Source organism: Streptomyces sp. NPDC003011, assembly GCF_053591515.1.
The window spans coordinates 13,632-38,333 of record NZ_JBSFTY010000078.1 but is presented as its reverse complement, the minus strand read 5'-3'; the positions used below and the strand labels follow the sequence as shown (position 1 = coordinate 38,333).

Below are 24,702 nucleotides of genomic sequence, written 5' to 3'. Positions count from 1 at the left end.
CGAGATCTTCCTGCTCCTGCTGATCCCGTTCTCCCTGACGCGGACCTTCGGCCGGATCCCTCCGGCACCGGCCCCGCCCCGGGCACCGCGGCCCCGGGCACCGCGACGCCGAGCACCGTGCCCGAGGACTCCGCCGCACCGGCCTCGACCGGGGCGACCGACGCCCCGGCCGCCACGAACGGCCGCTGCCGCACCTCTGAGCTGCGCGCCTGGGTCGGCCGCAACAACCCGGGAGCCGGCCAGTCGAACTTCCCCATCGTCCTGACCAACACCTCCGCCCGCGTCTGCACCGTGCGCGGCTACCCGGGGGCCGCCTTCCTCGACGCCTCGGGCAGGCAGCTGGGCCCGGACCCGGAGCGGTCCGCCGCCACCCCCGAGACGGTCACGCTGGCGCCGGGGAAGAGCGCGTGGGCCGGGCTGTCGTTCTCCAGCCCCGAGGTGAGCGGTGCCCGGGCGGCCACTCCCGCGGCGCTGCTGGTGACCCCGCCGGACGAGCGGGACCCGCTGAAGGTGACATGGACGGCGGGCAGGGTTCCCGTGTCCGGCAACGAGGCGTCGGTCCGGCTGATCCCGTTCAGCCCCGGCACCGGCGCCTGACCGGCGGCTCCGGCGCCGGTTGCTTGGCGGGCCCTTTACCCGGGTTTGCTTTCATGGGCGGGCACACCCGTTCGCACACCTGAGGACCGGTCCTGACCACCCCGTTCGCCGAAACCCTGTCCGTCGTCCTGCTCGTCGCCGTTCTCGCCTGGGCCGTCCTGCGCCCCTTCGGACTGCCCGAGGCGGTGGTCGCCGTCCCGGCGGCGGGGGTGGTGATCGTGACCGGGGCGATCTCGCTGGAGCACGCGCGGCAGGAGGCCGAGCGGCTGGGGCCGGTGGTCGGGTTCCTCGCCGCGGTGCTGGTGCTCGCCCACTTCTGCGCCGTCGAGGGACTGTTCCAGGCGTGCGGGGCGTGGATGGCCCGCCGGGCGGCGGGATCACCGCGGCGGCTGCTGGCGGCGGTGTTCGTGCTGGCGTCGGCGATCACCGCCGTCCTCAGTCTGGACGCCACCGTGGTGCTGCTGACGCCGGTGGTGTTCGCCACCGCCTCCCGGATGCGGGTCGCCGCCGAGCCGCACGCCTACGCGAGCGCCCACCTGTCGAACACGGCCTCGCTGCTGTTGCCGGTGTCCAACCTGACCAATCTGCTGGCGTTCACGGCGAGCGGGCTGAGCTTCACCCGGTTCGCGGCGCTGATGGCGCTGCCGTGGCTGGTCGCGGTCACCGCGGAGTACCTGGTCTTCCGGCGCTTCTTCCACCGCGAGCTGACACCCGCCGCCCCCTCCCCCGATCCGGCGGACGCGCCCGAGCTGCCGTTGTTCGCGCTGGTCACGGTCGCCTGCACGCTGGCCGGGTTCGTCGTGACCTCCGCCCTCGGCACCGAACCGGCCTGGGCCGCGCTGGCGGGAGCGCTCGTGCTGGCCGTCCGGGCGCTGCTGCGGCGGCAGACCACACCGCTCGGCGTGCTGCGGGCGGCGTCGCCCGCGTTCCTGGCGTTCGTCCTCGCGCTCGGCGTGGTGGTGCGCGCGGTCGTCGACCACGGCCTCGCCGACGCCCTGCGGCACGTGCTGCCCGACGGGACGGGACCGGCCGCGCTGCTCGGTGTCGCCGTACTGGCCGCCGTACTGGCGAACCTGATCAACAACCTGCCCGCGGTGCTGGTCCTGCTGCCGCTCACCGCGGCGGCCGGACCCGGCGCCGTACTCGCGGTGCTGCTCGGCGTGAACATCGGCCCGAACCTCACCTACGCCGGGTCGCTGGCCACGCTGCTGTGGCGGCGCATCGCGCACGAGCACCGGCACGACGTCGGACTGGGGACGTTCACCCGGCTCGGGCTGCTCTCCGTCCCGGCCGCGCTGGTGCCCGCCGTGCTGGCGCTGTGGGCATCGCTCCAGGTCGTCGGGGGCTGAGCACCGGTCAGCGGCGGCCGCCGCCGTACGGGCCGTATCCGTACGGGCCGTAGCCGTATCCGTATCCGTAGCCTCCCCCGTACCCGCCTCCGTACTGGCCGTCCCCCGAGCAGTAGTTCGGGTAAGAGCAGGGCGCTCCCGTCGGGTACGGGTTCGTCGGCGTCGGCGTCGGCGTCGGTGTGGTCCGCGGGGCCGACGGGGTCGCGGACGGCGTGGGCGTGGGCGTCGGGGTCGTCGCCTTGGGGGTGGGCGTGACCTGGGGTGCCTTCGTCGGGGTGCCGCCGATGTCCCAGTTGACCACCTCCATCTGGAGGTCGGTCTTGGAGGTGTCGATCACCCAGCGCTGGGCGGAGCCGTCGTCACGGGTCTTGACGACCAGGGCGCCACCCGCGTCGGTGGCCGCGGGGGCGAGGGCCAGGTCCTGGTTCCAGCGGGGTACGAGAGCACCCTGGAGGGTGAAGTCGTAGCGGACGTGCTTGGTGTCGGCCTTGGCCGCGCCGGTGCAGGGGGCCAGCCGCACCGAGTAGCCGAGGCGGGAGTCCACGCAGAGACCGGGGGCCTGCGCGCTGCGCAGCAGGCCGTCGGGCTCGTAGGACCACTGCTGGCCCTGGTCCGAGGAGCAGTCCGTGAGTTCGGTCTCCGCGCCCTCGACGGCCTTGTCGCCGACGATGCCGACGCACAGCCCGGACGCGACGTTGTGCAGCCGGCCGCGCATGGTGCCCTGCTCCGGGTCACCGGCGTCGGCCCAGGACGGGTCGGACGCCGAGGTGTCCGACCCGCCGCCGGGGGCGTCGGAGGGCCGGCCGCCGTCCGCCTGCGAGGTCCCGTCCGAGGAGCCGGGGGCGGCCCACAGGACCAGCGGGAGGACGATCAGCCCGCTGACGGTCAGGACGGCCGCGGTGAGGTTGCGGCGGGACACCCGGCGGGCGGTCCTCTGGGCCGACCTGCGGGAGGAGGCACGAGAGCCGGTACGGGGGCCGGCGACCGGGGTGGCGGCGGCGGGCGCGGTCGCCACGGCGGTGACGGTGTCGTCCGCGACCGGCGTGGCCGGGGTCTGCGGGTGCGGTTGCGGTTGCGGTTGCGGGAAGAAGGCCGCGCTCGGGACGCTCTCCGGCGCGGGGAAGAGGTTCTCGCTGCGGACGGTCTCCGGTTCCGGGAAGAAGTTCTCGCCCGCGATCGTCTCCGGTTCCGGGAAGAACGCCTCGCCCGGGATCCGCTCGGGCACCGGGAGGAACGCCGCACTCGGGGGCGCCTCGTACCGGGTGTCCGTCTCGTCCGGGGCGGCGGGGCGCACGCGGGCACGCGCCTCCAGGTAGGCGTGGGCGCCCCAGCCGAGCGTCGCTTCGGCCAGGGCGCCGCCGAGGCCCTGGTGGAACCGGTGCAGCTGGTCCGCGGTGTGCCGGCAGTGCTCGCACCGCTCCAGGTGGCCGCGCAGGTCGGTGTCCAGGTCGACGCCGACACGCCGGTAGGTCACGTCCAGCAGCCGCTGGTAGAGCCGGCACTCCTGCTCGGGGGCGAGTTCGCGGTGGACCTGGAGGCACTCCTCGCGGAGCCGCTCGCGGGCCCGCCGCAGTTCGACGCGGGCGTCCTCGTCGTCCAGGCCGAGCAGCGCGGCGGGCACGGCGAGCGGTTCGGCCTCGACCTCGATGTGCCACAGCAGGCAGCGGGACGACTGGGGCAGCCGCTGGAACGCCCCCGCGAGCAACCGGCGGTTCGCGGGCGGCAGCAGACGCGCCGCGATCCGGTCCCCGCCGTCACCCCCGGTCCTCAGGTCCGGGTGCAGCAGGTCGCGTCTGTGGTCGGCGTCCCACTCGGCCGCGATACGGCGGACGGTGACCAGCAGATGCGGCCGCCAGGCGGAGGTGGGGCCGATCTGGCGCAGGGTCTCCCCGAAGAGCCGGGTGAAGGCCGCGGTCGTGAGCATTCCCGCGGGGTGGGCGCCGGCGGTGCACAGCCGGGCATAGGCGAAGGCCGCTTCCCAGTGCCGGTCGAGGAGTTCACCGACGGGCTGCAGCGCGGGCGTCGCCCCACTCCACTTCCTGAGCTCTGCACTCAGTTGTTCGTCCGTGGCATCGGACGGGCGCGCGGGAGTCGGGGAATTCGACAGGCCTGCGTCATTCACTGCGGCATTCCTCCGAGGACGTGCTACACAAAGTCCGTACCAATTGGGTATGCGGTGCCGTCGACAGCGTGACGGACCCACCCGCACAGGGTTCGGCATCTCGAACGCCCGCCGGAAACAGCTCTTTTGAAGCGTGGGGAGCGAACGGGAGCGGCCTCGCGCGCACAGGGGAAACGTAATTGTCCGTGCGCCGACAACGCCCACCTTTGCACAGGCCAGCGAGGTGGAACAAGTGATCTCGCGGTTTCGAGCATTACGTGCCCGCCCCCCGGTATTTGACTCGGCGTCAACCCGGAGGCTTTTAGGGATTGCGGCCGTATCGACTCCGTATGCGGAAAGGGGATTCACTTGCTTGCCCGCCCGGACCGCTCAAACCATTGAACGGCCACCCCATCCCGCGTGCCACCGCTCTACGCGGATCACGTCAGAACCATTGGGCCGCTCGGCGCGAAGCCGTGCGGAGCCGCACGGAGGCGTACGGAGCCGCACAGAGGCGTACGCACCGCACGGACCGCGCCGTGCGGCCCGCCGGCCGGGCCGCACGTCGGCCCAGGCTCGTTGCTGCCGCTGCCGGTCTCGCGCTGTCCCGCGTCCTTCGGAGGCGGTTTCAGTGGCCGACGACGGGCCGCGTGGTGTACGGCTGTTCCAGCTCCTCGGTCTCCTTGTCGCTGAGCTGGAGTGCGACGGCGGCCACGGCGTCCGTGAGGTGCTGCGGCCTGGACGCGCCGATGATCGGTGCGGCCACCGTGTCCTGGCGCAGGAGCCAGGCGAGAGCCACCTGGGCGCGCGGTACGCCCCGGTCGTCCGCGACACGGGTGACGGCCTCGACGATGGCGCGGTCGCCCTCCTGGTAGAGCCGGCCGCCGAAGTCGTCGCTGGCGCTGCGCTCGGTGACGGTGCCCCAGTCCCGGGTCAGCCGGCCGCGGGCCAGCGGGCTCCACGGCAGGACGCCGACGCCCTGGTCGGCGCAGAGCGGCAGCATCTCCCGCTCCTCCTCGCGGTAGAGGAGGTTGTAGTGGTTCTGCATGGACACGAACCTGGTCCAGCCGTGCCGCTCGGCGGTGTACTGCATCTTGGAGAACTGCCAGGCGTACATCGAGCTCGCCCCGATGTAACGCACCTTGCCCGCCTTCACCAGGTCGTGCAGGGCCTCCATGGTCTCCTCGACCGGGGTGTACGGGTCGTGGCGGTGGATCTGGTAGAGGTCGACGTAGTCGGTGCCGAGGCGGCGGAGGCTGTGGTCGATCTCGGTCATGATCGCCTTGCGGGACAGGCCGCCACCGTTGGGGCCGGGCCGCATCCGGCCGTGCACCTTGGTCGCGAGCACGATCTCGTCGCGGCGGGCGAAGTCGGCGAGCGCCTTGCCGACGATCTCCTCGCTGGTGCCGTCGGAGTACACGTTGGCGGTGTCGAAGAAGTTGATCCCGGCCTCCAGCGCCTGCCGGATCAGCGGACGTGACGCCTCCTCGCCGAGGGTCCACTCGTGCGTGCCGCGGTCCGGCAGACCGTAGGTCATGCAGCCCAGACAGATCCGCGAGACGTCCAGGCCCGTCGAACCGAGCTTCACGTACTGCATCGTTGCCGCTCCTGCCTTCGGGATGGGTACGCAAGGGAGCGTACGACTTCGGGTGCGCTCCAGGCCCGGTGACCGCGTGCGCTCCCGTGCCCGCCGACGCCCCGTGCGCTCCGCGGGCCCTGTGCGGCACACGGCCCAGTCCGGTTGCTGCCCGTAGGTGACGGCACGGCGTGGGAGCGGCCGGCCGGCCGGTCCGCCCCGCATCCTCGGCGCAGTGACCGGCGCCCGGCCGGTCCTGACCGTGCGGGAGGAACTCGGTGCCGACACGTCTGACCCTGCTGAGGACACTGCTCGGGGCCGCGGTGTTGCCGCTCGCCCTCGTATCACCCGCGTGGGGCACTCCGAGCCCCGCGCCGACGCCCGCCGTCCAGGCCCCGGCGACGCTGTGCGCGCCCGCCGGAACCCTGCGGGGCCCGGACGGGCAGCACGCCTCGGTCAGCCTCTGCGCGGGCAGTGGGACACCGACGATGGCGGTGTCGGCGCCCGCCACCTGCCGCAAGCCCCCGGCCGGCGCCCTCGGCTGTCTGACCTCGGGCACCTGGACCGCGCGCCGCGACGGCCGGACGCTCGCGACCGGGACGCTGCCCGGCTCGGGCGAGTACGCCGGCCCCGGCACCTACGAGGTCGAGGCCGACGTCCATGTGCGCTCCGCGCCCGCCGGGGTGGACCTGCGCGGGACCGTCCGCGCCACGCTGACGATGACCGCGCCCAAGCCCGTGCCCACGCACCGTGTCGAGGTCGACCGCGACGCGGTGCGGCACGGGAAGGCCACCACGCTGACGTACACCGTGTTCCGCGACAGCGACCAGGGCGACGGCAGCGCCCGCTTCGGACTCATCGGGGAGGAGGCCAGCGGGGTGCGGCTGACCACCTCCGACGCCCGCTGCGTGAATCCGCTGACCGGCCGCCACCCCTCGACGGCCCGACAGCTCCACGCCCTCGACTGCGCGCTCACCGACCTCCAGCCGGGACGGCCCTCGACCGTGGTGGTCCGCGTCTCGGTGCGGGACACCTGCTCGACGGTGGTGTCCAAACTGGGCTACTGGATGCCCCGCGGTCAGGCCCTGTACACCGGCGGCATGCTCGCGGGACCCACGGTCGCCTGCGAGTGAGCGGCGAACCGGCGTTCACCGGGCTCCCGTCACGGGTCGCCCGCTGACTCACCCAGCAGATCCAGCGCCCGCTCCCACCCGAACTCCGGCCGCCCGCCGCTCTCCCCCGCCGCGCCCGCGTACGGGTCGCCGGACCTCACGCCCGTCCTGCGCAGCCGTACGAGGCTCTCCCGGTGAGCGGCCTCGGCAAATGGGCGGCCGGGCTGGCCGACACCCTCGCCGTGGCCACCCTGTGCGAGGTGTTGGAGATGGCCGGTGCCACGACCACGGCGTCGGGCGGCGGAAAGGCGCGCGCCAGGATCCGGCGATGTCGACGACCGATGTCCTCCTGCCGCCGGCCGTCGCCGTTCGCCCGGTGTGCCGCCGGCAGCAGCCCGGCCGACCGTGCGGGCCCGTGCTCGCGCGCCCGTGACCGGCGCCCTCGTCGCGGGTCCGCTCGCGGGGTACGGCATCGCCGTCCCCGTGGGCGCGGTCACGGCCTGCCTGGTCTCCCCCACCGCTCGTACGTCCGCGCGGACCGGTATCCGTGGAACCCGGCGGTCACGGGGTGAAGGCGCGGGCCACCGCGAGGCTGTCCTCGTAGACGTGATGACGGACGATCAGTCCGTCCTCGACGGTGAGGTGCAGGGCGAACCCGGCGCGATAGGGCCGGCCGGTGGGCGCGGCGGTCTGCCGGATCTCGCCGAGCACCACGGCGTCGGCGCCGTCCACCAGGACCCGCTCGATCCGGGTCGCGGCCTGCCCGGCGACGTGGTGGGCGGCCAGTTCCCGGAAGTGGGCGGCGGCGTCGGCGCGGGTGGCACGGTGCCGGATCCACGGGGTGGCGGCGCGGCCGTGCTCGTCCTCGGGCCAGCTGAGCCGCCAGTCGGTCCGCTCGGCGTACAGGTCGGCGATCCGCTCCGGGTCGCCGGCGCCGATCCGTAGCAGCAGTTCCTCGACGACGGCGCGGGTGGTCGTGTCGGTGGTCGTGGTCATGGGCGGCTCCTTCGTTCGGACCGACGGCTGTCGTGCCGGATCGCCCACGACTGTGCCGTACCTGGTCCGCCCTGGCGATGACCAGTGAAGTAATGGCCGGGCAGCGTCCTTTGGAGCCACTGGGGAACACGGTGAGAATGAATTCCGCACGGGTCGGTGCCGACCCGCGTGCGAGTGAGCCGAAGTCGACGACGATGGGACGGATGCCATGCCTCTCGAGGGGGAGTACGAACCCAGCCCGACCCCGTGGGTGCGCGAGCAGGTCGAGCTGTACGAGGGCTCCGGCGGCACCGAGGGGACCACACTGCTGGACACGGGCCTGCCCGTCATCCTGCTGACGACCCGGGGCGCGAAGAGCGGCAAACTCCGCAAGACACCGCTGATGCGCGTCGAGCACGAGGGCCGGTACGCCGTCGTCGCCTCCCTGGGCGGGGCGCCCCAGCACCCGGTCTGGTACCACAACGTGAAGGCCGACCCGCGGGTGGAGCTCCAGGACGGACCGCGGAAGCAGGACATGACGGCCCGTGAGGTCACCGGCGCGGAGAAGGACGAGTGGTGGGAGCGCGCGGTCGCCGCCTACCCGGCGTACGCCGACTACCAGAAGAAGACCGACCGGGACATTCCGGTCTTCGTGCTGGAGCCCGTCGAGTAGCGCCGGCTCCTCGGGAAAAGTTCTGCCCGGCGAACGCATGGACTCGCGTCCGCCGGGCACCCGTTCGTCAGGCCCCGCCGCGCTCCCCCGTCGCGGCGGGGCTTTCTCGTGCTTCCGCGGCGGGCCGGTCGGTCACGTCGAGGAAGATCTGGTCCGTCCCTGGGACGGTGGAGGCGATCGACCGCTTGATGCGTACGGCGGCCTCCTCGACGCGTTCGCTGTCCAGGCCGGGTATCAGGTCGACGCGGGCGGCCACGAGGAGCGAGTCCAGGCCCATCTTCATCGTGAACAGCGCCTCCACGCTGTCGATTTCGGGCTGGGCTTCCAGCACCGCCCGGATCCTGCCGCCGGCCTCCGGCTCGGCGGCCTCCCCGATCAGCTGGGCCCGTGCGTCGCGTCCCAGCCGGTAGGCGACATAGACGAGCAGCGCCCCGATCGCCAGCGACGCGGACGCCTCCCACACGACCTGCCCGGTGACCATGTGCAGCGCCATGCCGGCCATCGCGAGGGTGACGCCGAGCACCGCGGTGCCGTCCTCGGCGATGACCGTGCGCAGGGCGGGGTCGCGCAGTCCGTCCATACCGCCGCCCTGCCGGCGCACCTGGTACAGGGCGCGGAGCAGCGAGGCCCCCTCGGCGAGCAGGGCGACAGCCAGCACGACCAGGCCCGCCACATATCCGCTGAGTTTCTCCTCGGCGCCGTTGCGCAGGGCCTCGACGCCCTGGAAGAAGGAGAAGCAGCCGCCCATCACGAAGATCCCGACGGCCGCGAGCAGCGACCAGAAGAACCGCTCCTTGCCGTAGCCGAAGGGATGGCGCCGGTCGGCGGGGCGGCTGCTGCGGCGCAACGCGGCGAGCAGGAAGACCTCGTTGAGGCTGTCGGCCACGGAGTGCGCCGCCTCCGAGAGCAGTGCCGGTGATGCGGCGAGGAGGCCGCCCACCGCCTTGGCCACCGCGATCACCAGGTTCGCGGCGAGCGCCACGAGCACGGTGACGCGGGTCTTCCGGTCCGCCTGTTGTCGTGAGGTCGTCTCTGTCACCTCCGCCGCCTGCCCCCGTCGTTTCGACTCACGCCGTGCCGTCGGCGCAAAACGGGGAACGCGTTCACCAGGGCAGGCGCACCGCGGGGCACAGCGGCGGGCGTACCGCACGGCAGAGCAGGGAGGAACGATGGGCGCCGGCGAGGACGGCAACAGCGGGTACGGCAGGAAGACGTTCAAGCGGTCCAGGAGTCACTTCGCGGACCGGATCACCGCGGACGGCCGGGACGGCTGGCCGGTGGAGGCCGGCCGCTACCGGCTGGTCGCCAGCCGTGCCTGCCCGTGGGCGAGCCGGGCGCTGGTCTCCCGGCGGCTCCTCGGTCTGGAGGGCGCCCTCTCCCTCGCCGTCGCCGACCCGGTCCAGGACGACCGCAGCTGGCGGTTCACCCTGGACCCGGACGGCCGCGACCCGGTCCTCGGCATCCGCTATCTCGGCGAGGCCTACGACAAGCGGGAGAAGGACTACCCCGGCGGCGTCAGCGTGCCCGCGATCGTGGACGTGCCGAGCGGGAAGCTGGTCACCAACGACTACCAGCGGATCACCCTGGACCTCGCCACCGAGTGGACGGCCCTGCACCGGGAAGGGGCGCCCGAGCTGTACCCGCGGGCGCTGCGCGACGAGATCGACTCGGTGATGGCGGAGGTCTACGAGGACGTCAACAACGGCGTCTACCGGGCGGGCTTCGCGACCGGACAGGAGGAGTACGAGGCCGCCTGCGCGGGCGTCTTCAGGCGCCTGGAGCTGCTGACGCCGCGCCTGGAGCGGCAGCGCTATCTCGTCGGCGACACGATCACCGAGGCGGACATCCGGCTTTTCACCACACTGGTCCGTTTCGACGCCGTCTATCACGGTCACTTCAAGTGCAACCGCTGGAAGCTGACGGAGAACCCGGTGCTGTGGGCGTACGCCCGTGACCTCTACCAGACGCCGGGCTTCGGCGACACGGTCGACTTCGACCACATCAAGCGGCACTACTACCAGGTGCACGCCGGTATCAATCCGACCGGCGTCGTGCCGCTGGGACCGGACCTGTCGGGCTGGCTGACACCCCATCACCGGGAGCAGCTGGGCGGCCGGCCGTTCGGCGACGGGACGCCGCCGGGCCCCGTGCCGGCGGCCGAGACGGTCCCCGCACACCACCGACCCACCCATTGACCCAAGGAGATCCACGTGGCAAAGAAGAAGAAGCTGCCCATCGCCTACAAGCCTCTCGGCTTCGTGCTCGGCTGGACCAGCGGAACGCTGGCGGGCATGGCCTTCCAGAAGACCTGGAAGGCGATCCGGCACGAGGACGACGCGCCCGACGCCCTTGACCGGGACCGCGGCTGGGGGGAGATCCTGCTGGCCGCCGCCGTCCAGGGCGCCATCTTCGCCGTGGTGCGCAGCGCGGTGGACCGTGCGGGCGCCACCGCCATCGAGCGCTCCACCGGTGTCTGGCCGGCCGGTGAGAAGGGCGGCCGGGACTGATCCGGAGGGGATCGTCCGGATCACCTCGGATCAGGCCGCAGCGCATGGTGCGGCGCATGGTGCGATGTATCGCAAGGCAGAGCATGACCCGCGTGCCGGGCGTACGCGGGTCATGCGACGACACGGCGAGGTGCCGTGCCGGGCGTCGCGGACCTGAGGTGATCCGAACGGCACCCCCTCCAGGTCCCCGGCCGGCCCTCCAGGTCCCCGGCCGGCATGCTCGGACGGCGCTCAGCCCTGCTTGGGCGCCGTCGACGGAACGAGGCGGAGCGTGAAGGAGTGGCCGGCCGGGTCGGCGAAACCGCGCTCCTCGTACGGGCCGGTGGCGTCCTTCGTCTCCAGTGGACGCCCGCCGAGCCCGATGACCTTGCGCTCCGCCTCGTCCAGGTCCTCCACCAGGAAGTCCAGGTGGGCCTGGAAGGCGTTCTCGGGGCGGGGCCAGCTCGGGGGCGTCGCGTTCACATCACGTCGGAACGCCAGCCGGAACCCGTCGCCGCCCCTGATCTCCACCCGGTTGGCGCTCTCGTGTATCTGCTCGGCCTCCAGCAGTTCCTTGTAGAACACCGCGAGTTTCTCGGGCTCGGCACAGTCGAGCACGATGACGCCCGCTTTGACCAAGGCCATGTCTCCTCCGAAGGGTTCGGGGCGCGAGGCGTCGTGCCGCGCGGCCCTGTTCCTTGCGGATATCCCGAGCCGCCGGATTCAGTCGGCGACCCGCCACTCGGACAGGTGTGGACAGGTGTCCATGTATGTTGGACACCTGTCCACACCTGTCCAAGTGGCGGTCGGCTCGCATGGCCGGCTCGCATGGCCGGCTCGCATGGCCGGCTCGCATGGCCGGCTCGCATGGCCGGCTCGCATGGCCGGCTGAGACGAAGGAGCGCCCCGCGCGTGGAGACGGTCGCGAACGTGCTGGTCGGGCTGGTGGCCGTCCTGCACGCGTACATCCTGGTGCTGGAGATGTTCCTCTGGCGGAAGAAACCGGGCCGGGGCCTGCACGGCTTCGACGACGAGACGGCGCGGACGACCGCGCCGATGGCGGCCAACCAGGGGCTCTACAACGGCTTCCTCGCGGCCGGCCTGGTCTGGGGCCTGATCGCTGCGGATCCGACCGGTTTCCGCGCCCAGGTGTTCTTCCTGTGCTGTGTCGTGGTCGCCGGCGTGTTCGGGGCCGTCACGGCCAACCGCCGCATCCTGTTCGCGCAGGCACTGCCGGGCGCGCTCGCCCTGGGCGCCGTCCTGCTCGCGCGGTGAGCCGCGGCGGGACCGGGGACCCGCGGGCCGCCCGCACCCGGGAGCGGCTGCGCCGCGCCCTCCTCGACGAGTGCGCCGAACGGCCCCTGGCGGAGGTCGGCGTGGCCGCGCTGGTGCGGCGGGCGGGGGTGGGCCGGGCCACGTTCTACGTGCACTACGCCGACCTGGAGGAACTCGCGGTCGACTCCTGCGCCGACGTCGTACGGGACGCCGTGGACGCGCTGCACGCCTGGCGCGGGCGGCCCGACCCGGTGCACGCGCCGCCCGCGCTGGCGGAGTTCTTCGCCTCGCTCGCCCCGCACACCCCGCTGTACCGGGCTCTGCTGACCCCGGGCGGCGGCGGTCCGCTCGGGCGGGTGCTGCACCGGGACCTGCGGTCCTACAGTCTGCGCGAGCGCGAACTGGCCGGCGCGGCGGACGCGCCCCTGGTCGCCTCCGCCGTCGCCGCCACCTTCGCCGGTGTGCTGGCGGACTGGCTGCACGGGCTGCTCGACGCCGGCGCGGGGCAGATCGCCGACCAGGTGTGGCAGTTGCTGGTCGCCCTGCACGCCAGCAGGTGAGCGCTGCGTGCGCCGCGGGTTCCGGTCGTTCGCCGCGGACCACTTCTCGACGCCGTCCGGGGTGCGGACGTACGCCGCCCACGTGCTGTCGGCCGGCCACACCTGCCGGTCACCGAACCGTGTCCGGTGGCTGGCGTCCGGTGTCGCGGGCGTCGGCGAGCAGGCGGACGTCACCGTCGTAGGGCGTGTGAGTGCGGCGCCACCCAGGACGCCCTCCGGGTCGCGCACGGACCGCCGGGCCTCCTCCCCCCTGTCAGGTGGCCAGGAAGTGCGCCTTCCCCCACCCTCAGCGGGCGTCGCCCTCGCGACCGCTCGCCTCGGTCACCGGCACCTGGTTGCCCTCGGTGTGGTCCAGTTCCCGTGCCTTAGGCGTCGGTGAAGCGCGCCGGAGGTTCGGGCAGGTGGCGGGAGGCGGCGCTTGTCTGCGGACCCCAACCCCGCGCGTCCGCACGGTCCTTGGCGACGGCCACCTTGGTCCGGCCGCTGCCGTCACGGTCAGCGTCAAGGTCAAGGTCGAAGGCGTACAGCGCGCCGTCCGCCTCCTCGCGCTCCGCGCGGTGACCGGAGTCCGGGAGGTCCGGCTGCTCCATGGGCGCGCGGGGGGCCGCCGACGGTGCCGGTACCGGACGTTCAGCGGACCGCCGCCTGGAACGTCCGGCGGTACGCCTGCGGTGACACCCCGATCGCGGCGTGCAGGTGCTGGCGCAGGGAGGCTCCCGTGGCGAAGCCGACCCGGCCGGCGATCTGGTCCACCGACAGGTCACTGGACTCCAGCAGGTGCCGGGCCCTGGCGACCCGCTGCTGGATCAGCCAGCGGCCGGGGCTGAGGCCCACCTCGCCGTGGAAGCGGCGGGCGAAGGTGCGCAGGCTCATCCGGGCGTGGGCGGCGAGGTCACCGAGGGTCAGCGGTTCGTGCAGGCGTTCCACGGCCCAGGCCCGGGTCGCGGCGGTGCTCGCGGCGCCCTGCCCGGGGACCGGCTGCTCGATGTACTGGGCCTGGCCGCCGTCCCGGAACGGCGGGACCACACAGCGGCGGGCGACTGTGTTGGCGAGTTCGCTGCCGTGGTCCTTGCGGACCAGGTGCAGACAGACGTCGACTCCGGAGGCGGCTCCGGCCGAGGTGAGGATCCGGCCGTCGTCGACGAACAGGACGTCCGGGTCCAGGTCGACGTCCGGGTACCGCCGCCGGAACGCGTCGGCCACCTGCCAGTGCGTGGTGGCCCGGCGGCCGTCGAGCAGGCCCGCGGCGGCGAGGACGAAGGCGGCCGTGCAGATCGAGACGATCCGGGCGTCGGGGCGGATGCGCGCCAGGGCGGCCGCGAGGTCGGAGGGCAGCTCTGCGGGGATGTGCGAAGTCGCCATGGAGGCGATCACCACGGTGTCGGCGGTGGCCAGGATCTCGGGGCCGTGCTCGACGGTGACCGTGAAGTCGGCGTTGGTGCGTACGGGCCGGCCGTCGACCGTGCAGGTCAGCACCTCGTACCGCCCGTCGGCCGCGCCGAGGATCCGGCTGGGAATGCCCAGCTCGAAGGGGTACACACCGTCCAGGGCCAGCACCACGACCCGCTCCACCCGCTCGGCCCGCTCCACATCATGCATGGCACGATCCTATCGGATGTTGGCCATCATGCCATTTCCCGGGCGGGCGGTTCCCGGCAGGCTGTTCCACCATGAGCACTGTGAACACGATGCGAGTCATCAGTCAGGACGTCCTCGGCGGTCCCGAGGTCCTCAGGGAGGTCCGGGTGGAGCGCCCCGGGCCGCGCCCCAACGAGGTGCTGGTCCGGGTCCGGGCCGCCGGGATCAACCCCACCGACTGGAAGCACCGGGAGAGCGGCGGCTTCCTCGGCGAACCGCCCTTCGTGCTCGGCTGGGACGTCTCCGGTGTGGTCGAGGCCGTCGGCATCGGCGTCGCCACGTTCGTGCCGGGTGACGAGGTCTTCGGCATGCTGCCGTACCCGTTCGGCCACGGATCCCACGCCGAGTACGTCATCGCCCCGGTCCGCGCCCTCACCCACAAGCCGTCCGTGATCGACCACACGCAGGCGGGCGCGCTGCCCCTGGTGTCCCTGACCGCGTGGCAGGCCCTGGTCGAGAACGCGGACCTCCAGCCCGGACAGCGGGTGCTGATCCACGCGGCGGCCGGCGGGGTCGGGCACGTCGCCGTGCAGATCGCCAAGGCGCGGGGCGCGTATGTGATCGGCACCGCGAGTGCGGGCAAGCACGGCTTCCTGCGCGAGATCGGCGTGGACGAGGCGATCGACTACCGGGAGACGGACTTCGCCGAGGCGGTCAAGGACGTCGACGTGGTGCTCGACACGCTCGGCGGCGAGACCTCGGTGCGTTCGCTGCGGGTGCTGCGGCCGGGCGGGATCGTCGTCTCGATCCTGCCGGTCGGCTCGGACGAGCTGCGCCAGGAGGCCGAGCGGCTCGGCGTGCGGGCCCTTCGGATGCTGGTGGACGCCGACCGGGCCGGCATGCGGGCGATCGCGGACCTCGTCGAGCAGGGCAGGCTGCGGCCGACGATCGCGGGTACCTTCCCGCTGGCCGATGCCGCCGAGGCGCACGCGCTGGGCGACACCGGCCGGACCACCGGCAAGCTGGTCCTCACGGTGGACTGAGCGGCTGTTCTCAGAAGGTGAGCACGGGTTTGATCGCCTTGCCCGCGCTCATGTCCCGCACCGCCTGGTCGATGTCCGCGAACGGATAGGTGCTGATCAGGCGGTGCAGCGGGAGCCGCCCCGCCTTCACCAGCCGGACCAGGGCGGGGATGAACGTCTGCGTCTCGGCGTCGCCGAGGGTGAGGCCGACGACCCGCTTGCCGCCGAGCATCCCGTTGACGTCCAGGGCGACCTCGCTGCCGAACGGCGGCGCGCCGACGATGACCAGGGTGCCGCGGGCGGCGAGCGCGTCGACGCCCTGGCGCAGGACGGCGACACTGCCCGTGGTCTCCACGACGCCGTCCGCGCCCTGGCCGCCGGTGATCTCCGCGAGGGCCTCGCCGAGGTCCCGCTCGCCCGCGTTGACGGTGTGGGTGGCACCCAACTCCGTTGCCAGCGACAGGCGTTCGCCGACCCGGTCGACGGCGACGATCGTGGTGGCCGGGGTGAGGGCGGCCGCCATGACCGCCGACAGGCCGACGGCTCCGGCGCCCAGGACGACGACCGTGCTGCCGGTGACCGGCTTCAGCACGTTCCAGACGGCACCGACCCCCGTCTGCACGCCGCAGCCCAGCGGGGCGATCGACTCCAGAGGTACGTCGGGGTCGACCTTGACGAGGCTGCGCTCGTCCACCAATGCCCGCTCGGCGAACGAGGACTGGCCGAAGAAGTGGCCGCCGAGCGGCTCGCCGTCGCGGGTGAGGGTGCTGCTGCCGTCGGCCCGCCGGCCGCCGATGAGGTTCAGCGGCAGCCACGTCGCGCAGTACGCGGGGTGCCCGCCGCGGCAGTTGCGGCACGCGCCGCACGAGGTGAAGGACAGCACGACGTGGTCGCCGGGGGCGACGCCGGTGACGGCGGACCCGACGGCCTCGACGACGCCCGCCCCCTCGTGCCCGAGGACTCCGGGAAGGGGGAACGGCAGTCCGCCGCTCGCCACGCCGAGGTCCGTGTGGCACAGGCCGGCGGCGACCATGCGGACGACCGCCTCGTGCGGGCCGGGCTCGTCGAGCTGGACGTCGCTGAGGGTGAAGGGCGCGCCGCCGGACTCGACGACGGCGGCGCGGGTGGTGAGGGACATCGCGGAACTCCTTGGACTGCGCGCTCAGTCGAGCGAGACGACGACGGACTTGACCCTGGTGTAGGCGCCGAGCGCCTCGGGCCCGTACTCGCGGCCGAAGCCGGAGTCCTTGACCCCGCCGAACGGCACCGCGGGGTCGAGCATCGCCCAGTCGTTGACCCAGACGATGCCCGCCTGGAGCCGGCCGGCGACGCGGTGGGCGCGGGCCAGGTTGGTGGTCTGGACGCCCGAAGCCAGGCCGTACGGCGTGGAGTTGGCGAGGGCGACGGCCTCGTCCTCGGAGTCGAAGGGCTGCACGGTGAGGACCGGGCCGAAGATCTCCTCCTGGACGACCCGGGAGTCGTTGGGCAGGTCGGCGATCACGGTGGGCCGGTAGTAGTAGCCGCCGTCCAGGTCGAGCCGCTCACCGCCGCAGACGACACGGCCGCCCTCCTCGCGGGCCAGGGCGACGTACTCCTCGACCTTCCTCAGGTGCTTCTCCCCCGCCATCGGCCCGACGACCGTCCCGGCGTCGCGCGGGTCGCCGACCGGTACGCCGGGGACGGCGTCGGCCAGGATGCCGAGCAGGGTGCTGTACACCGAGCGCGCCACCAGCAGCCGGGGGCCGCCCATGCAGAACTGTCCGGTGTTGAAGACGAAGCCCTTGATGACCGCGCCGACCGCCTTCTCCAGGTCGGCGTCCTCGAAGACCACGTGGGCCGCGTTGCCGCCGAGCTCCATGGTGACGGGCTTGAGGGCCTCGCCGGCCACACTCGCGGCGTGCCGGCCGACGGCGGTGGAGCCGGTGAAGGCGATCTTGTCGACGCCGCTGTGCCGCAGCAGCGCCTCGCCGGCCACCGGACCCGCGCCGGTCACCACGTTGACCACGCCGTCCGGGACGCCCGCCTTCTGGAACAGGCGGGCCATGCAGAGGGCGCTGAGCGGGGTCTCGTCGGCCGGCTTGTGCACGACCGTGTTGCCGGCCGCCAGCGCGGGCGCGATCTTGGAGCCGGCCAGGATCAGCGGGAAGTTGAAGGGCGTGATCGCGGCGACCACACCGAGCGGCTCACGCCTCGTGTAGGCCAGGGCGTTCATGGGGGTGTCGCGGTGCGCGCCGTGCAGGGAGTGGGCGAGGGCGGCGAAGTGCTCGTAGTCGTCGGCCGCGTTCGCCACGTCCACCGCGTGGCAGAGGGTGATCGGCTTGCCCACGTCGAGGCTCTCCAGGCGGGCGATCTCGTCGGCGTTCTCCCGGATCAGCTCGGCGACGCGGTGCAGCACCCGGCCCCGTTCGCGTCCGCTCAGGCCGGACCAAGCTCCCCCGTCGAAGGCCTCCCGGGCGGCCCGCACGGCGGCGTCCACGTCGGCGGCGCCCGCCTCCGCGACGGTGGTGACGACCGCGCCCCGGGACGGGTCGACCACCTCGGTGCGCGCTCCGTCGGCGGCCTCGCGCCACTGTCCCCCGATGAACAGCCGTCCGGGTTCGATCTCGAAGGTGGTCATCGCCACTCCTCAGCCTCATCGCCAAGATTTCAACAAACAGGATTCCTGTTGGTTCGCAGTCTCTTTACAGACAGGTTTCCTGTCAATGCTCTAGTGTGGACCCATGCTCGACAGTCAGGCGGCCAAGGCAGCCCCGTCCCTCCTCTACATGGTGAAACAGGTGGAGCTCGTCGTGCGATCCCACCTGGACGAGCTGGTCAGACCGTCCGGGATCACGGCGTTGCAGTACACCGCGCTCACCGTCCTGGAGCGGCACGACGGACTGTCGGCCGCGCAGCTGGCCCGTGACTCCTTCGTCACCGCCCAGTCGATCGCGGACCTCGTACGGTCACTGGAGAACCGCGGGCTGGTGCGCCGGGAGCGCAACCCCCGCAACCGCCGCGAGCTGCTGATCCTGCTGACCGACACGGGCCGCGAGCTGCTCGCACACCACAAGGAGCCGGTACGGGAACTGGAGGAGCGGATGGTGCGGGACCTCACACCGCACCAGACCCGGCAGTTCCGCCAGGCACTCACCCAGGCCTGGCACGCCCTGTCGTAGGACACGTCACAAGACGCTGCGCGCAATTCGAAGACATATGTCAATCGAACATGCTCAAATTCATTCCATCGGGGGTAACTTGCAGGGCGGGGAACGCATTTGCTCCCACGCGGGACCGGGTGAGACGTCTACGCTCGCAGCACGTCGTCACCCCGGCCCCCGGTGACCTGCGGTCCCTGCCCCTGAGGAAGCCGGTTGGAGACGAGGTCGTCGTGCAGCAGGAACCTGCGCCGGTCAGCCGGCATCTGCGCGTCCGCCAGGAGCGGGGCCACACGGTCCTGGAGTTCCACGGGGAGATCGACATCGCCGCGGCCGTGGAGATCGTCCCGCACCTGGACCGGGTGACGGGGCGGCCCGACGCCCGCCTGGTGATCGACCTCAGCGAGGTGGAGTTCTTCGACTGCTCCGGGCTGCGCCTGCTCTACCGGGCCCGCAGCCGGATGCTGGACCACGGCGGACGACTGCTCCTGGTGTGCACGCATCCGCTCACCCTGCGCGTGCTGCGGGTCACCGGGCTGGCCCGGCTGCTGCCCCCGATGCCCACGCTGGACGCGGCGCTGGAACAGCCCGAGTCGGCGTCCGGCCCGGTGTGACGGTGCCTGCTCGATGATCCCTGCCGAGCGGCGGGCCACTGCTCGATGAGCGCGTCCGACCGGCCCGCTACTCGGTTCGCGCGTCGAACAGGGCGCTGACCGACTCACCGTTGTGGATACGGCGTACCGCCTCGGCGAGCGCCGGGGCGACGGTGAGGATGCACAGCTTGTCGGTGCGCTCCTCCGCGGGAACCGGCACGGTGTTGGTGCACACGATCTCCAGGACGTCGGGCTGCTCACCGATCCGCTTCAGCGCCCCGTCGGCGAAGAGACCGTGCGTGCAGGCGACCCGGATCGACCGGGGCCCCATCTCCCGCAGCCGGTCGAGGAGTTCCAGGACCGTACTGCCCTTGGCGATCTCGTCGTCCAGCACGATGACGTCGCGTCCGGCGACCTCGCCGATGACGGAGTTGATGCTGACCCGGTCGTCCGCGAACCGCTGCTTGGCGCCGGCGGCCACCTGGGCGCCGAGCATCCGGGCGAACGCGGCGGCCTCCTTGGCGTTGCCGAGGTCGGGCGAGACGACCGTGGTCCGGGACAGGTCGTACCGCCGGAAGTGCGCGGCCAGCTCGCGCAGCGCGTGCAGGTGGTCGACCGGGACCGAGAAGAAGCCGTGCACCTGCGGTGAGTGCAGGGTCATCGCCAGCACCCGGCTGGCGCCCGCCGCCACCATCAGGTCCGCGACCAGACGTCCGCCCAGCGAGATGCGGGGTTCGTCCTTCTTGTCGGAGCGGGCGTAGGAGTAGTGCGGCATGACGACGCTGATCCGTCCCGCGGAGGCGCCGCGCGCCGCGTCGCACATCAGCAGCAGCTCCACCAGGTGCTCCTGCACCGGCCTGACCAGCGGCTGGATCAGGAAGACGTCCCGCTCCCGGCAGTTCGACTGGAGCTGCACCTCCAGGCAGTCGTTGGCGAAGCGGCTGACCCGGGTGGGGCTGAGCGGCACCCCGAGATGCGCGCAGACCTCCTGGGCCAGCTCAGGGTGGGCACTCCCGCTGAACACGGCGATATCTCGCACGACCTGCTCCTCGCATGATCATTCCGGCTGGCGGGCTCATGCTACGGGCCCGGCGGAAGCCGGTCGCGGACCGTCCACGGGAGCGGGTCATGCCGGCCGCGTCCGTGGCCCCTCACGTCAGGGTCCCCCGCACGCGCACGCTGGACATCGGAATCCCGGCCCCGTCATCCCGGCCCGCGTCGACGCCGACGGGGCCGGTCCGACCGAGCGGCCGCTGTCCGGCCACCGCCCGATCGACCGGCTCGTCGGCGGCTCGGGCCGGACACAACGGCACCGCAAGGTACTGTCCGCGCTGGTGACGGGGAATTCCTCACGTCAGTGCGCCCCCTTGCCTCCGTCAGCGGTGCAATCGGTCAACGATCCGGTCTGGCGGGGCCTTTGGGGGGAAAGCGAGCAGTAGGAAGGAGGGCCGTCGCCATGACGACTCCCATCAGGCGCGTGTCCAGGCGTATGCCCGGCTGGGCGAAGGCGGTGAGCGCTGTCGTACTGGTGCTCGTCGTGTTCTTCGCCGGAATCCGGCTGAGCGTGCTGCCGGGACTCAAGGACCTGTTCGGCACGGAGACCCATGACCGCTCCGGGCCGGCACTGCTCACGTCCATCCAGGACATCAGCCGTTACGACGCCGCCTCCGGCAATTTCCAGGTCGTGGTGGACCTGGAGAAGGACACCAAGTACCTGCCCGACGCGATCCGCGGCTCCCGCACCCTGTACGTCGGGGCGGGCACCGTCGACGCCTACGTCGACCTCGGCAAGGTCGGCGAGGACGACGTGACGGTCAACAAGGACCGTACGTCCGCCGTCCTGCGGCTGCCGCACGCCAGGCTCGGGACACCGGCCCTGAACGCGGACCGCTCCTACGCCGTCTCCAAGCAGCGCGGTCTCCTCGACCGGCTGGGCGATGTCTTCTCGGACAACCCCAACAGCGAACAGGCCGTGCAGAAGCTGGCGGTACGGCACATCGGCGACGCGGCGAAGGAGAGCGAGCTGACCAAGCGGGCCGAGACGAACACCGCGACCATGCTCAAGGGTCTGCTGGGTTCCCTCGGCTTCAAGGAGGTGAAGGTCAGCTACGGCGGCTGACCGGGTGCCGCGCACGCCTCGAAGTCCCGGGCAAAGGCCCGCCACGGCCGCCAAGAGCCCTCACGGAGGGGGCGGTGGCGCGCGGGCCTCCGCCCGAGTACCCGGCCCGGAACTACCCGCAGTGCCTCGACGGGACCAGGGCGGCGCTCGCTCGGGACGACTGGGGCGGGGCGACGGCATTGACGAATTGACGACCGGTTTGCGGGTAACTGCCCTTCGACGCGGGGAAGTTGACGACTGGAGAAGCGCATGGCTCGTACAGTTGCACGTCCACGTGCCGGTTTCCGCCTGCGTACCGCCAGGTCCGGCAAGCCCGTCGGGGCGGAGCGGACCGAGAAGACCACGAAGTCAGGCAGGGCCGCCGGGCAGGGCGGGCCGGCGCGGGCGTCGCGACCGGCCCGCGAACGCCGCCCCCTGCCCTGGCCGCTCCGGCTGCTGGCGATGCTGTGCGCCTTCGCGTTCATGGTGGCGTTCGCCGTCGTGCTGGCCCGGCTGACGCTGGAGCCCTCCCCCGCCTCGGAGTCGCTGACCCACACCAACATGCGCCCGGGGGACTCGCTGCGGGCCTATCTGGACCAGCCCGAGCTGCGGGACGCCGCCAGGCAGGTCGGCGGGAACCTGCTGCTGGGCATCCCGTTCGGTGTCCTGGTGCCGGTTCTGGCGCCCCGTACGCGCGGCATCCTGCGGGTACTCCTGCTGACGGCGATCGTCATGCTGATGGTGGAGTTCGCCCAGGGCGCCCTGGTCACCGGCCGGGCCTTCGACGTCGACGACGTCATCCTCAACACGACCGGGGCCCTGGTGGGCTACCTCCTGCTGGGGCGGCGGCTCAGCCGGGCGGTGCACAGCTGAGGCAGACGGCGGTGGGGCGGGCCAGGCGGGCGTCAGCCGCGGCCGGGCGGCGCCTCACTCGGCCGGAGCGTCGTACCGGTGACGGACGAGACACCACCGTCGTACCGGCGACGGCGCGATATCGCGATATAGGGGACACCGTGGCCTGCCGGACCCGGCCGTCACCGGGCCGCATTCGTCGACGGCGAGTGCGGCCCCGTGGTCGTTCCGCGCCTCGGAGTCGATCCGCGCTCGCCCGGGAGAGCGGACCCGGTCCGGGAGAGCGGGCCCGTTCAGTGCCGCCGGTACCAGGTGAACTTGTCTCCGCCCACCCAGCGGACCACGTCCGGGTCGTCCAGGTCGTGGACCGTGATGCCGAACGCGGCGGCGGCCTCCAGAACGTCGGTGATCATCCTCGCCTCGCCGACCATCTGGCCGTCGATCTCCACGATCCGGAAGGGCGGAGTGCCCGGCTGTACCCCGAGCACCATGATCCGCGGGTGGGCGATGTGGGGGCTCGTGCTTTCGGTCATACATAGAGCGTAGAGCGCGACCCGCGAAGGCGACTTCCTGTGGTGGCCTGGCCTGGGGCCTGTCCGACGCCCCGTCGTCGCCCGGAAGGCAGGCGGGACTCGTCGGACGGGCCCTCTGGCCAGGGGCGCCGCCACTGGCTAGGGGCGCCGCCACTCGTCGCTGTCCAGGTGCGAACCGGCCTGCGGGCCCATCCGGAGCATGCCGCCGTCCACACTCCAGGACGCGCCGGTGACGTACGTGGCGTCGGGGCCGGCCAGGAAGGCGATCACGGCCGCGACCTCGCGGGCGTCACCGGGCCGTCCGAGGGGGATGCCGGGGCGGCTCTCGGTGTGCGGGTCGGTGTCCTCCTGGCCGGTCATCGGGGTGGCGATCTCGCCGGGGGCCACCGCGTTGACGGTGATGCCGTGTTCGGCGAGTTCCAGCGCCATGACCTGGGTGAGCAGGCCGAGGCCGCCCTTGGCCGCGCAGTACGGCGCCGCGCCGACCCTCGGCTGGTGTTCGTGGACGGAGGTCACGTTGACGATCCGGCCCCCGTCGCCCTGCCGGATCATGTGCCGGGCCGCGCGCTGCCCGCACAGGAAGGGGCCGATCAGGTCGACCTCCAGAACCTCGCGGACATCGTCGAGTTCCAGGTCGAGGAACGGCGTCATGGTGCCCGTACCCGCGTTGTTGACCAGGACGTCGAGGCGGCCGAGCCGGTCGCACAGTTCGTCGACGGTGTCGGCGGCGGCGGGCAGGCGGGTGAGGTCCATCTGGGCCACGGCGGCCCGCTGCCCGTGGGCGCGGACCTCCTCGGCGGTCTCCTCGGCGCCCTTCGGGTCACTGTGCCAGGTGATGCCGACGTCCATCCCCGCCCGGGCCAGCCGGACGGCGGTGGCCCTGCCGATGCCGGAATCGGCGCCGGTGACGACGGCCACCTTGCTGCGCGGTGCGGTGGGAACGGACATGGCAGGCCTCCTCGTGGACGCGGGCGAGGTGATGAGGCATCGCAGTACCCGGCCGCGTACCGGACAAACCGGCTGCCCGCCGTGCGGCCCCCCGTGAGCTGGGGAACTCTGGAGGCCCAGGCGAGGGTGGAGGTGGAGGTGGAGATGGCATGGATCCCGTGAAGGCTCTGGACCGGATCGCCTTTCTGCTGGAGCGGTCCGGTGCGCCCACGTACCGCGTACGCGCCTTCCGTACGGCGGCCCGGGTACTGACCGCGCTGCCGGAGCGGGAAGTGCGCGAACGGGCGGACGCCGGGACGCTGGAGGCCCTCAAGGGGGTCGGGCCGAAGACCGCACAGGTGGTGAGCGAGGCGCTGGAGGGCCGGGTGCCCGGCTACCTGGAGAAGCTGGCGGGCGAGGCCGACGCTCCCTTGGCCCCCGGCGGGGAGCGGCTGCGGGCCCTGCTGCGCGGGGACTGCCACCTGCACTCGGACTGGTCGGACGGCGGCAGCCCGATCGACGAGATGGGCCGGGCGGCTGCGGACCTCGGCCACGAGTGGGCGGTGCTGACCGACCACTCGCCCCGGCTGACCGTGGCGCGGGGTCTGTCACCCGAGCGGCTGCGCCGCCAGCTGGAGGTGGTGGCGGAGCTGAACGAGACGTGGGCGCCGTTCCGGCTGCTGACCGGCATCGAGTGCGACATCCTCGACGACGGGTCGCTCGACCAGGAGCCGGAGCTGCTGGAGCGGCTGGACGTCGTGGTGGTGTCCGTGCACTCCAAGCTGCGGATGGACGCCCGGTCGATGACGCGGCGCATGGTGGCGGCCGTCCGCGATCCGCACGCGGACGTGCTCGGGCACTGCACCGGGCGGCTGGTGACGGGGCGGGGGCGGCCCGAGTCGGAGTTCGACGCGGACGAGGTGTTCGCCGCGTGCGCCGCGTCCGGCACGGCCGTGGAGATCAACAGCCGGCCCGAGCGGCTCGATCCGCCGCGGCGGCTGCTGCGCAAGGCGGTGGCGGCGGGCGTGCTGTTCTCCGTGGACACCGACGCGCACGCGCCCGGTCAGCTGGACTGGCAGATCCACGGATGTGCGCGGGCGGAGGAGTGCGGGGTGCCCGCCGAGCGCGTGGTCACGACGTGGTCGCTGGAGGAGTTGCTGGCCTGGACCCGCGAGGGCCGGACTCCGGACCGAGTGGCGAGCGCCTGACGTGGTACTCGGCGCGGTGCTCAGGCCATGTGCTCAGGCCATGTGCTCAG

The 24,702-nt window shown here is 72.7% G+C and carries 26 protein-coding genes and 2 pseudogenes; 15 read left to right on the top strand and 13 right to left on the bottom strand.

The genetic code is table 11. The features are described from left to right. Window positions 1–597, top strand: a 597-nt coding sequence (locus tag ACWD0J_RS31865) for a DUF4232 domain-containing protein (protein WP_451499322.1), incomplete at its 5' end; no start/stop codon positions are given. 92 nt (window positions 598–689) lie between these two features. Continuing rightward, on the top strand, window positions 690–1,946 hold the full coding sequence (locus ACWD0J_RS31860; protein ID WP_451499323.1) for an SLC13 family permease: 1,257 nt from the start codon (window positions 690–692) through the stop codon (window positions 1,944–1,946). 7 nt (window positions 1,947–1,953) lie between these two features. On the opposite strand, the gene ACWD0J_RS31855 is transcribed toward ACWD0J_RS31860, so the two are convergent. Both ACWD0J_RS31855 and ACWD0J_RS31850 read right to left on the bottom strand, forming a co-directional pair. Next, a complete protein-coding gene (locus ACWD0J_RS31855) occupies window positions 1,954–4,068 on the bottom strand; it encodes an RICIN domain-containing protein (protein WP_451499321.1) in 2,115 nt (704 codons plus the stop codon). Window positions 4,069–4,675: 607 nt separating this feature from the next. After that, window positions 4,676–5,644, bottom strand: coding sequence for an aldo/keto reductase (locus ACWD0J_RS31850; protein WP_451499320.1), 969 nt, complete (start codon window positions 5,642–5,644; stop codon window positions 4,676–4,678). A gap of 257 nt (window positions 5,645–5,901) precedes the next feature. Here ACWD0J_RS31850 and ACWD0J_RS31845 point away from each other — a divergent pair, with 257 nt between their 5' ends. Further along, complete coding sequence (locus tag ACWD0J_RS31845; RefSeq protein ID WP_451499319.1) at window positions 5,902–6,756, top strand: hypothetical protein; 855 nt, start codon at window positions 5,902–5,904, stop codon at window positions 6,754–6,756. A gap of 29 nt (window positions 6,757–6,785) precedes the next feature. Here ACWD0J_RS31845 and ACWD0J_RS31840 read toward each other — a convergent pair. After that, window positions 6,786–7,048, bottom strand: a pseudogene (locus tag ACWD0J_RS31840) (flavoprotein); the annotation flags it as partial. A gap of 116 nt (window positions 7,049–7,164) precedes the next feature. On the opposite strand from ACWD0J_RS31840, the pseudogene ACWD0J_RS31835 reads away from it, so the two are divergent. Next, window positions 7,165–7,281: pseudogene (locus tag ACWD0J_RS31835) on the top strand (lysine transporter LysE); the annotation flags it as partial. A gap of 15 nt (window positions 7,282–7,296) precedes the next feature. Here the strand turns inward: ACWD0J_RS31835 and ACWD0J_RS31830 are convergent. After that, window positions 7,297–7,731, bottom strand: coding sequence for a nuclear transport factor 2 family protein (locus ACWD0J_RS31830; RefSeq protein ID WP_451499318.1), 435 nt, complete (start codon window positions 7,729–7,731; stop codon window positions 7,297–7,299). 208 nt (window positions 7,732–7,939) lie between these two features. On the opposite strand from ACWD0J_RS31830, the gene ACWD0J_RS31825 reads away from it, so the two are divergent. Next, window positions 7,940–8,383, top strand: a complete 444-nt coding sequence (locus tag ACWD0J_RS31825) for a nitroreductase family deazaflavin-dependent oxidoreductase (RefSeq protein WP_451499317.1) — start codon at window positions 7,940–7,942, stop codon at window positions 8,381–8,383. Between the two features lie 67 nt (window positions 8,384–8,450). Here the strand turns inward: ACWD0J_RS31825 and ACWD0J_RS31820 are convergent, their stop codons facing one another. Next, complete coding sequence (locus tag ACWD0J_RS31820) at window positions 8,451–9,422, bottom strand: cation diffusion facilitator family transporter (RefSeq protein WP_451499316.1); 972 nt, start codon at window positions 9,420–9,422, stop codon at window positions 8,451–8,453. Between the two features lie 130 nt (window positions 9,423–9,552). Here ACWD0J_RS31820 and ACWD0J_RS31815 point away from each other — a divergent pair, with 130 nt between their 5' ends. Together ACWD0J_RS31815 and ACWD0J_RS31810 are read left to right on the top strand one after the other, a co-directional pair. Then, window positions 9,553–10,578 (top strand): glutathione S-transferase family protein, encoded by a 1,026-nt coding sequence (locus ACWD0J_RS31815; protein WP_451499315.1) that lies wholly within the window; start codon window positions 9,553–9,555, stop codon window positions 10,576–10,578. A 15-nt stretch (window positions 10,579–10,593) separates the two neighbouring features. After that, on the top strand, window positions 10,594–10,890 hold the full coding sequence (locus ACWD0J_RS31810; protein WP_451499314.1) for a DUF4235 domain-containing protein: 297 nt from the start codon (window positions 10,594–10,596) through the stop codon (window positions 10,888–10,890). A gap of 231 nt (window positions 10,891–11,121) precedes the next feature. Here ACWD0J_RS31810 and ACWD0J_RS31805 read toward each other — a convergent pair whose 3' ends face one another. After that, entirely contained in the window at window positions 11,122–11,514 is a 393-nt protein-coding gene (locus tag ACWD0J_RS31805) for a VOC family protein (RefSeq protein WP_451499313.1), read from the bottom strand. Window positions 11,515–11,781: 267 nt separating this feature from the next. Between ACWD0J_RS31805 and ACWD0J_RS31800 the strand changes: the two genes are divergently transcribed. Together ACWD0J_RS31800 and ACWD0J_RS31795 are read left to right on the top strand one after the other, a co-directional pair. Then, complete coding sequence (locus ACWD0J_RS31800; RefSeq protein ID WP_451499312.1) at window positions 11,782–12,144, top strand: DUF1304 domain-containing protein; 363 nt, start codon at window positions 11,782–11,784, stop codon at window positions 12,142–12,144. Continuing rightward, window positions 12,141–12,704: a TetR/AcrR family transcriptional regulator gene (locus tag ACWD0J_RS31795; protein WP_451499311.1), complete on the top strand. Its 564-nt coding sequence runs from the start codon at window positions 12,141–12,143 to the stop codon at window positions 12,702–12,704. The genes ACWD0J_RS31800 and ACWD0J_RS31795 overlap by 4 nt, the downstream gene beginning before the upstream one ends. A 365-nt stretch (window positions 12,705–13,069) precedes the next feature. Here ACWD0J_RS31795 and ACWD0J_RS31790 read toward each other — a convergent pair whose 3' ends face one another. Both ACWD0J_RS31790 and ACWD0J_RS31785 read right to left on the bottom strand, forming a co-directional pair. Beyond that, window positions 13,070–13,294, bottom strand: coding sequence for a hypothetical protein (locus ACWD0J_RS31790; protein WP_451499310.1), 225 nt, complete (start codon window positions 13,292–13,294; stop codon window positions 13,070–13,072). 40 nt (window positions 13,295–13,334) lie between these two features. Further along, on the bottom strand, window positions 13,335–14,303 hold the full coding sequence (locus ACWD0J_RS31785; RefSeq protein ID WP_451499309.1) for a GlxA family transcriptional regulator: 969 nt from the start codon (window positions 14,301–14,303) through the stop codon (window positions 13,335–13,337). A 71-nt stretch (window positions 14,304–14,374) separates the two neighbouring features. Between ACWD0J_RS31785 and ACWD0J_RS31780 the strand changes: the two genes are divergently transcribed. Beyond that, on the top strand, window positions 14,375–15,325 hold the full coding sequence (locus ACWD0J_RS31780) for an NADP-dependent oxidoreductase (protein ID WP_451499308.1): 951 nt from the start codon (window positions 14,375–14,377) through the stop codon (window positions 15,323–15,325). Window positions 15,326–15,335: 10 nt separating this feature from the next. Here the strand turns inward: ACWD0J_RS31780 and ACWD0J_RS31775 are convergent, their stop codons facing one another. Together ACWD0J_RS31775 and ACWD0J_RS31770 are read right to left on the bottom strand one after the other, a co-directional pair. Further along, window positions 15,336–16,442 carry an NAD(P)-dependent alcohol dehydrogenase gene (locus ACWD0J_RS31775; protein ID WP_451499307.1) on the bottom strand — a complete coding sequence of 369 codons (1,107 nt, stop codon included), beginning with the start codon at window positions 16,440–16,442 and terminating at the stop codon, window positions 15,336–15,338. Window positions 16,443–16,466: 24 nt separating this feature from the next. Then, complete coding sequence (locus ACWD0J_RS31770) at window positions 16,467–17,921, bottom strand: aldehyde dehydrogenase family protein (protein WP_451499306.1); 1,455 nt, start codon at window positions 17,919–17,921, stop codon at window positions 16,467–16,469. A 103-nt stretch (window positions 17,922–18,024) separates the two neighbouring features. Here ACWD0J_RS31770 and ACWD0J_RS31765 point away from each other — a divergent pair, with 103 nt between their 5' ends. Together ACWD0J_RS31765 and ACWD0J_RS31760 are read left to right on the top strand one after the other, a co-directional pair. Beyond that, complete coding sequence (locus ACWD0J_RS31765) at window positions 18,025–18,462, top strand: MarR family winged helix-turn-helix transcriptional regulator (RefSeq protein ID WP_451499305.1); 438 nt, start codon at window positions 18,025–18,027, stop codon at window positions 18,460–18,462. A gap of 212 nt (window positions 18,463–18,674) precedes the next feature. Further along, a complete protein-coding gene (locus ACWD0J_RS31760) occupies window positions 18,675–19,055 on the top strand; it encodes an anti-sigma factor antagonist (RefSeq protein WP_451499304.1) in 381 nt (126 codons plus the stop codon). Window positions 19,056–19,122: 67 nt separating this feature from the next. Here ACWD0J_RS31760 and ACWD0J_RS31755 read toward each other — a convergent pair whose 3' ends face one another. After that, window positions 19,123–20,073, bottom strand: coding sequence for a ribose-phosphate diphosphokinase (locus ACWD0J_RS31755; RefSeq protein WP_451499303.1), 951 nt, complete (start codon window positions 20,071–20,073; stop codon window positions 19,123–19,125). A gap of 417 nt (window positions 20,074–20,490) precedes the next feature. On the opposite strand from ACWD0J_RS31755, the gene ACWD0J_RS31750 reads away from it, so the two are divergent. Continuing rightward, window positions 20,491–21,153, top strand: coding sequence for a DUF4230 domain-containing protein (locus ACWD0J_RS31750; protein WP_451499302.1), 663 nt, complete (start codon window positions 20,491–20,493; stop codon window positions 21,151–21,153). A 249-nt stretch (window positions 21,154–21,402) separates the two neighbouring features. Next, complete coding sequence (locus tag ACWD0J_RS31745; RefSeq protein ID WP_451499301.1) at window positions 21,403–22,005, top strand: VanZ family protein; 603 nt, start codon at window positions 21,403–21,405, stop codon at window positions 22,003–22,005. Window positions 22,006–22,277: 272 nt separating this feature from the next. Here the strand turns inward: ACWD0J_RS31745 and ACWD0J_RS31740 are convergent, their stop codons facing one another. Both ACWD0J_RS31740 and ACWD0J_RS31735 read right to left on the bottom strand, forming a co-directional pair. Then, window positions 22,278–22,517 (bottom strand): hypothetical protein, encoded by a 240-nt coding sequence (locus ACWD0J_RS31740; RefSeq protein ID WP_451499300.1) that lies wholly within the window; start codon window positions 22,515–22,517, stop codon window positions 22,278–22,280. 138 nt (window positions 22,518–22,655) lie between these two features. Then, window positions 22,656–23,465, bottom strand: a complete 810-nt coding sequence (locus tag ACWD0J_RS31735; protein ID WP_451499299.1) for an SDR family oxidoreductase — start codon at window positions 23,463–23,465, stop codon at window positions 22,656–22,658. A gap of 149 nt (window positions 23,466–23,614) precedes the next feature. On the opposite strand from ACWD0J_RS31735, the gene ACWD0J_RS31730 reads away from it, so the two are divergent. Continuing rightward, complete coding sequence (locus ACWD0J_RS31730; RefSeq protein WP_451499298.1) at window positions 23,615–24,652, top strand: PHP domain-containing protein; 1,038 nt, start codon at window positions 23,615–23,617, stop codon at window positions 24,650–24,652. The last annotated feature ends 50 nt before the right edge of the window (window positions 24,653–24,702 follow it).

What these genes read in the sequence shown, in the direction of transcription:
- ACWD0J_RS31750 (WP_451499302.1), top strand. Translation starts at nt 20,491, where the DNA reads ATGACGACTCCCATCAGGCGCGTGTCCAGGCGTATGCCCGGCTGGGCG.
- ACWD0J_RS31730 (WP_451499298.1), top strand. Translation starts at nt 23,615, where the DNA reads ATGGATCCCGTGAAGGCTCTGGACCGGATCGCCTTTCTGCTGGAGCGG.
- ACWD0J_RS31815 (WP_451499315.1), top strand. Translation starts at nt 9,553, where the DNA reads ATGGGCGCCGGCGAGGACGGCAACAGCGGGTACGGCAGGAAGACGTTC.
- ACWD0J_RS31785 (WP_451499309.1), bottom strand. Translation starts at nt 14,303, where the DNA reads ATGCATGATGTGGAGCGGGCCGAGCGGGTGGAGCGGGTCGTGGTGCTG.
- ACWD0J_RS31805 (WP_451499313.1), bottom strand. Translation starts at nt 11,514, where the DNA reads ATGGCCTTGGTCAAAGCGGGCGTCATCGTGCTCGACTGTGCCGAGCCC.
- ACWD0J_RS31790 (WP_451499310.1), bottom strand. Translation starts at nt 13,294, where the DNA reads ATGGAGCAGCCGGACCTCCCGGACTCCGGTCACCGCGCGGAGCGCGAG.
- ACWD0J_RS31830 (WP_451499318.1), bottom strand. Translation starts at nt 7,731, where the DNA reads ATGACCACGACCACCGACACGACCACCCGCGCCGTCGTCGAGGAACTG.
- ACWD0J_RS31740 (WP_451499300.1), bottom strand. Translation starts at nt 22,517, where the DNA reads ATGACCGAAAGCACGAGCCCCCACATCGCCCACCCGCGGATCATGGTG.
- ACWD0J_RS31775 (WP_451499307.1), bottom strand. Translation starts at nt 16,442, where the DNA reads ATGTCCCTCACCACCCGCGCCGCCGTCGTCGAGTCCGGCGGCGCGCCC.
- ACWD0J_RS31735 (WP_451499299.1), bottom strand. Translation starts at nt 23,465, where the DNA reads ATGTCCGTTCCCACCGCACCGCGCAGCAAGGTGGCCGTCGTCACCGGC.
- ACWD0J_RS31825 (WP_451499317.1), top strand. Translation starts at nt 7,940, where the DNA reads ATGCCTCTCGAGGGGGAGTACGAACCCAGCCCGACCCCGTGGGTGCGC.
- ACWD0J_RS31780 (WP_451499308.1), top strand. Translation starts at nt 14,375, where the DNA reads ATGAGCACTGTGAACACGATGCGAGTCATCAGTCAGGACGTCCTCGGC.
- ACWD0J_RS31770 (WP_451499306.1), bottom strand. Translation starts at nt 17,921, where the DNA reads ATGACCACCTTCGAGATCGAACCCGGACGGCTGTTCATCGGGGGACAG.
- ACWD0J_RS31765 (WP_451499305.1), top strand. Translation starts at nt 18,025, where the DNA reads ATGCTCGACAGTCAGGCGGCCAAGGCAGCCCCGTCCCTCCTCTACATG.
- ACWD0J_RS31850 (WP_451499320.1), bottom strand. Translation starts at nt 5,644, where the DNA reads ATGCAGTACGTGAAGCTCGGTTCGACGGGCCTGGACGTCTCGCGGATC.
- ACWD0J_RS31745 (WP_451499301.1), top strand. Translation starts at nt 21,403, where the DNA reads ATGGCTCGTACAGTTGCACGTCCACGTGCCGGTTTCCGCCTGCGTACC.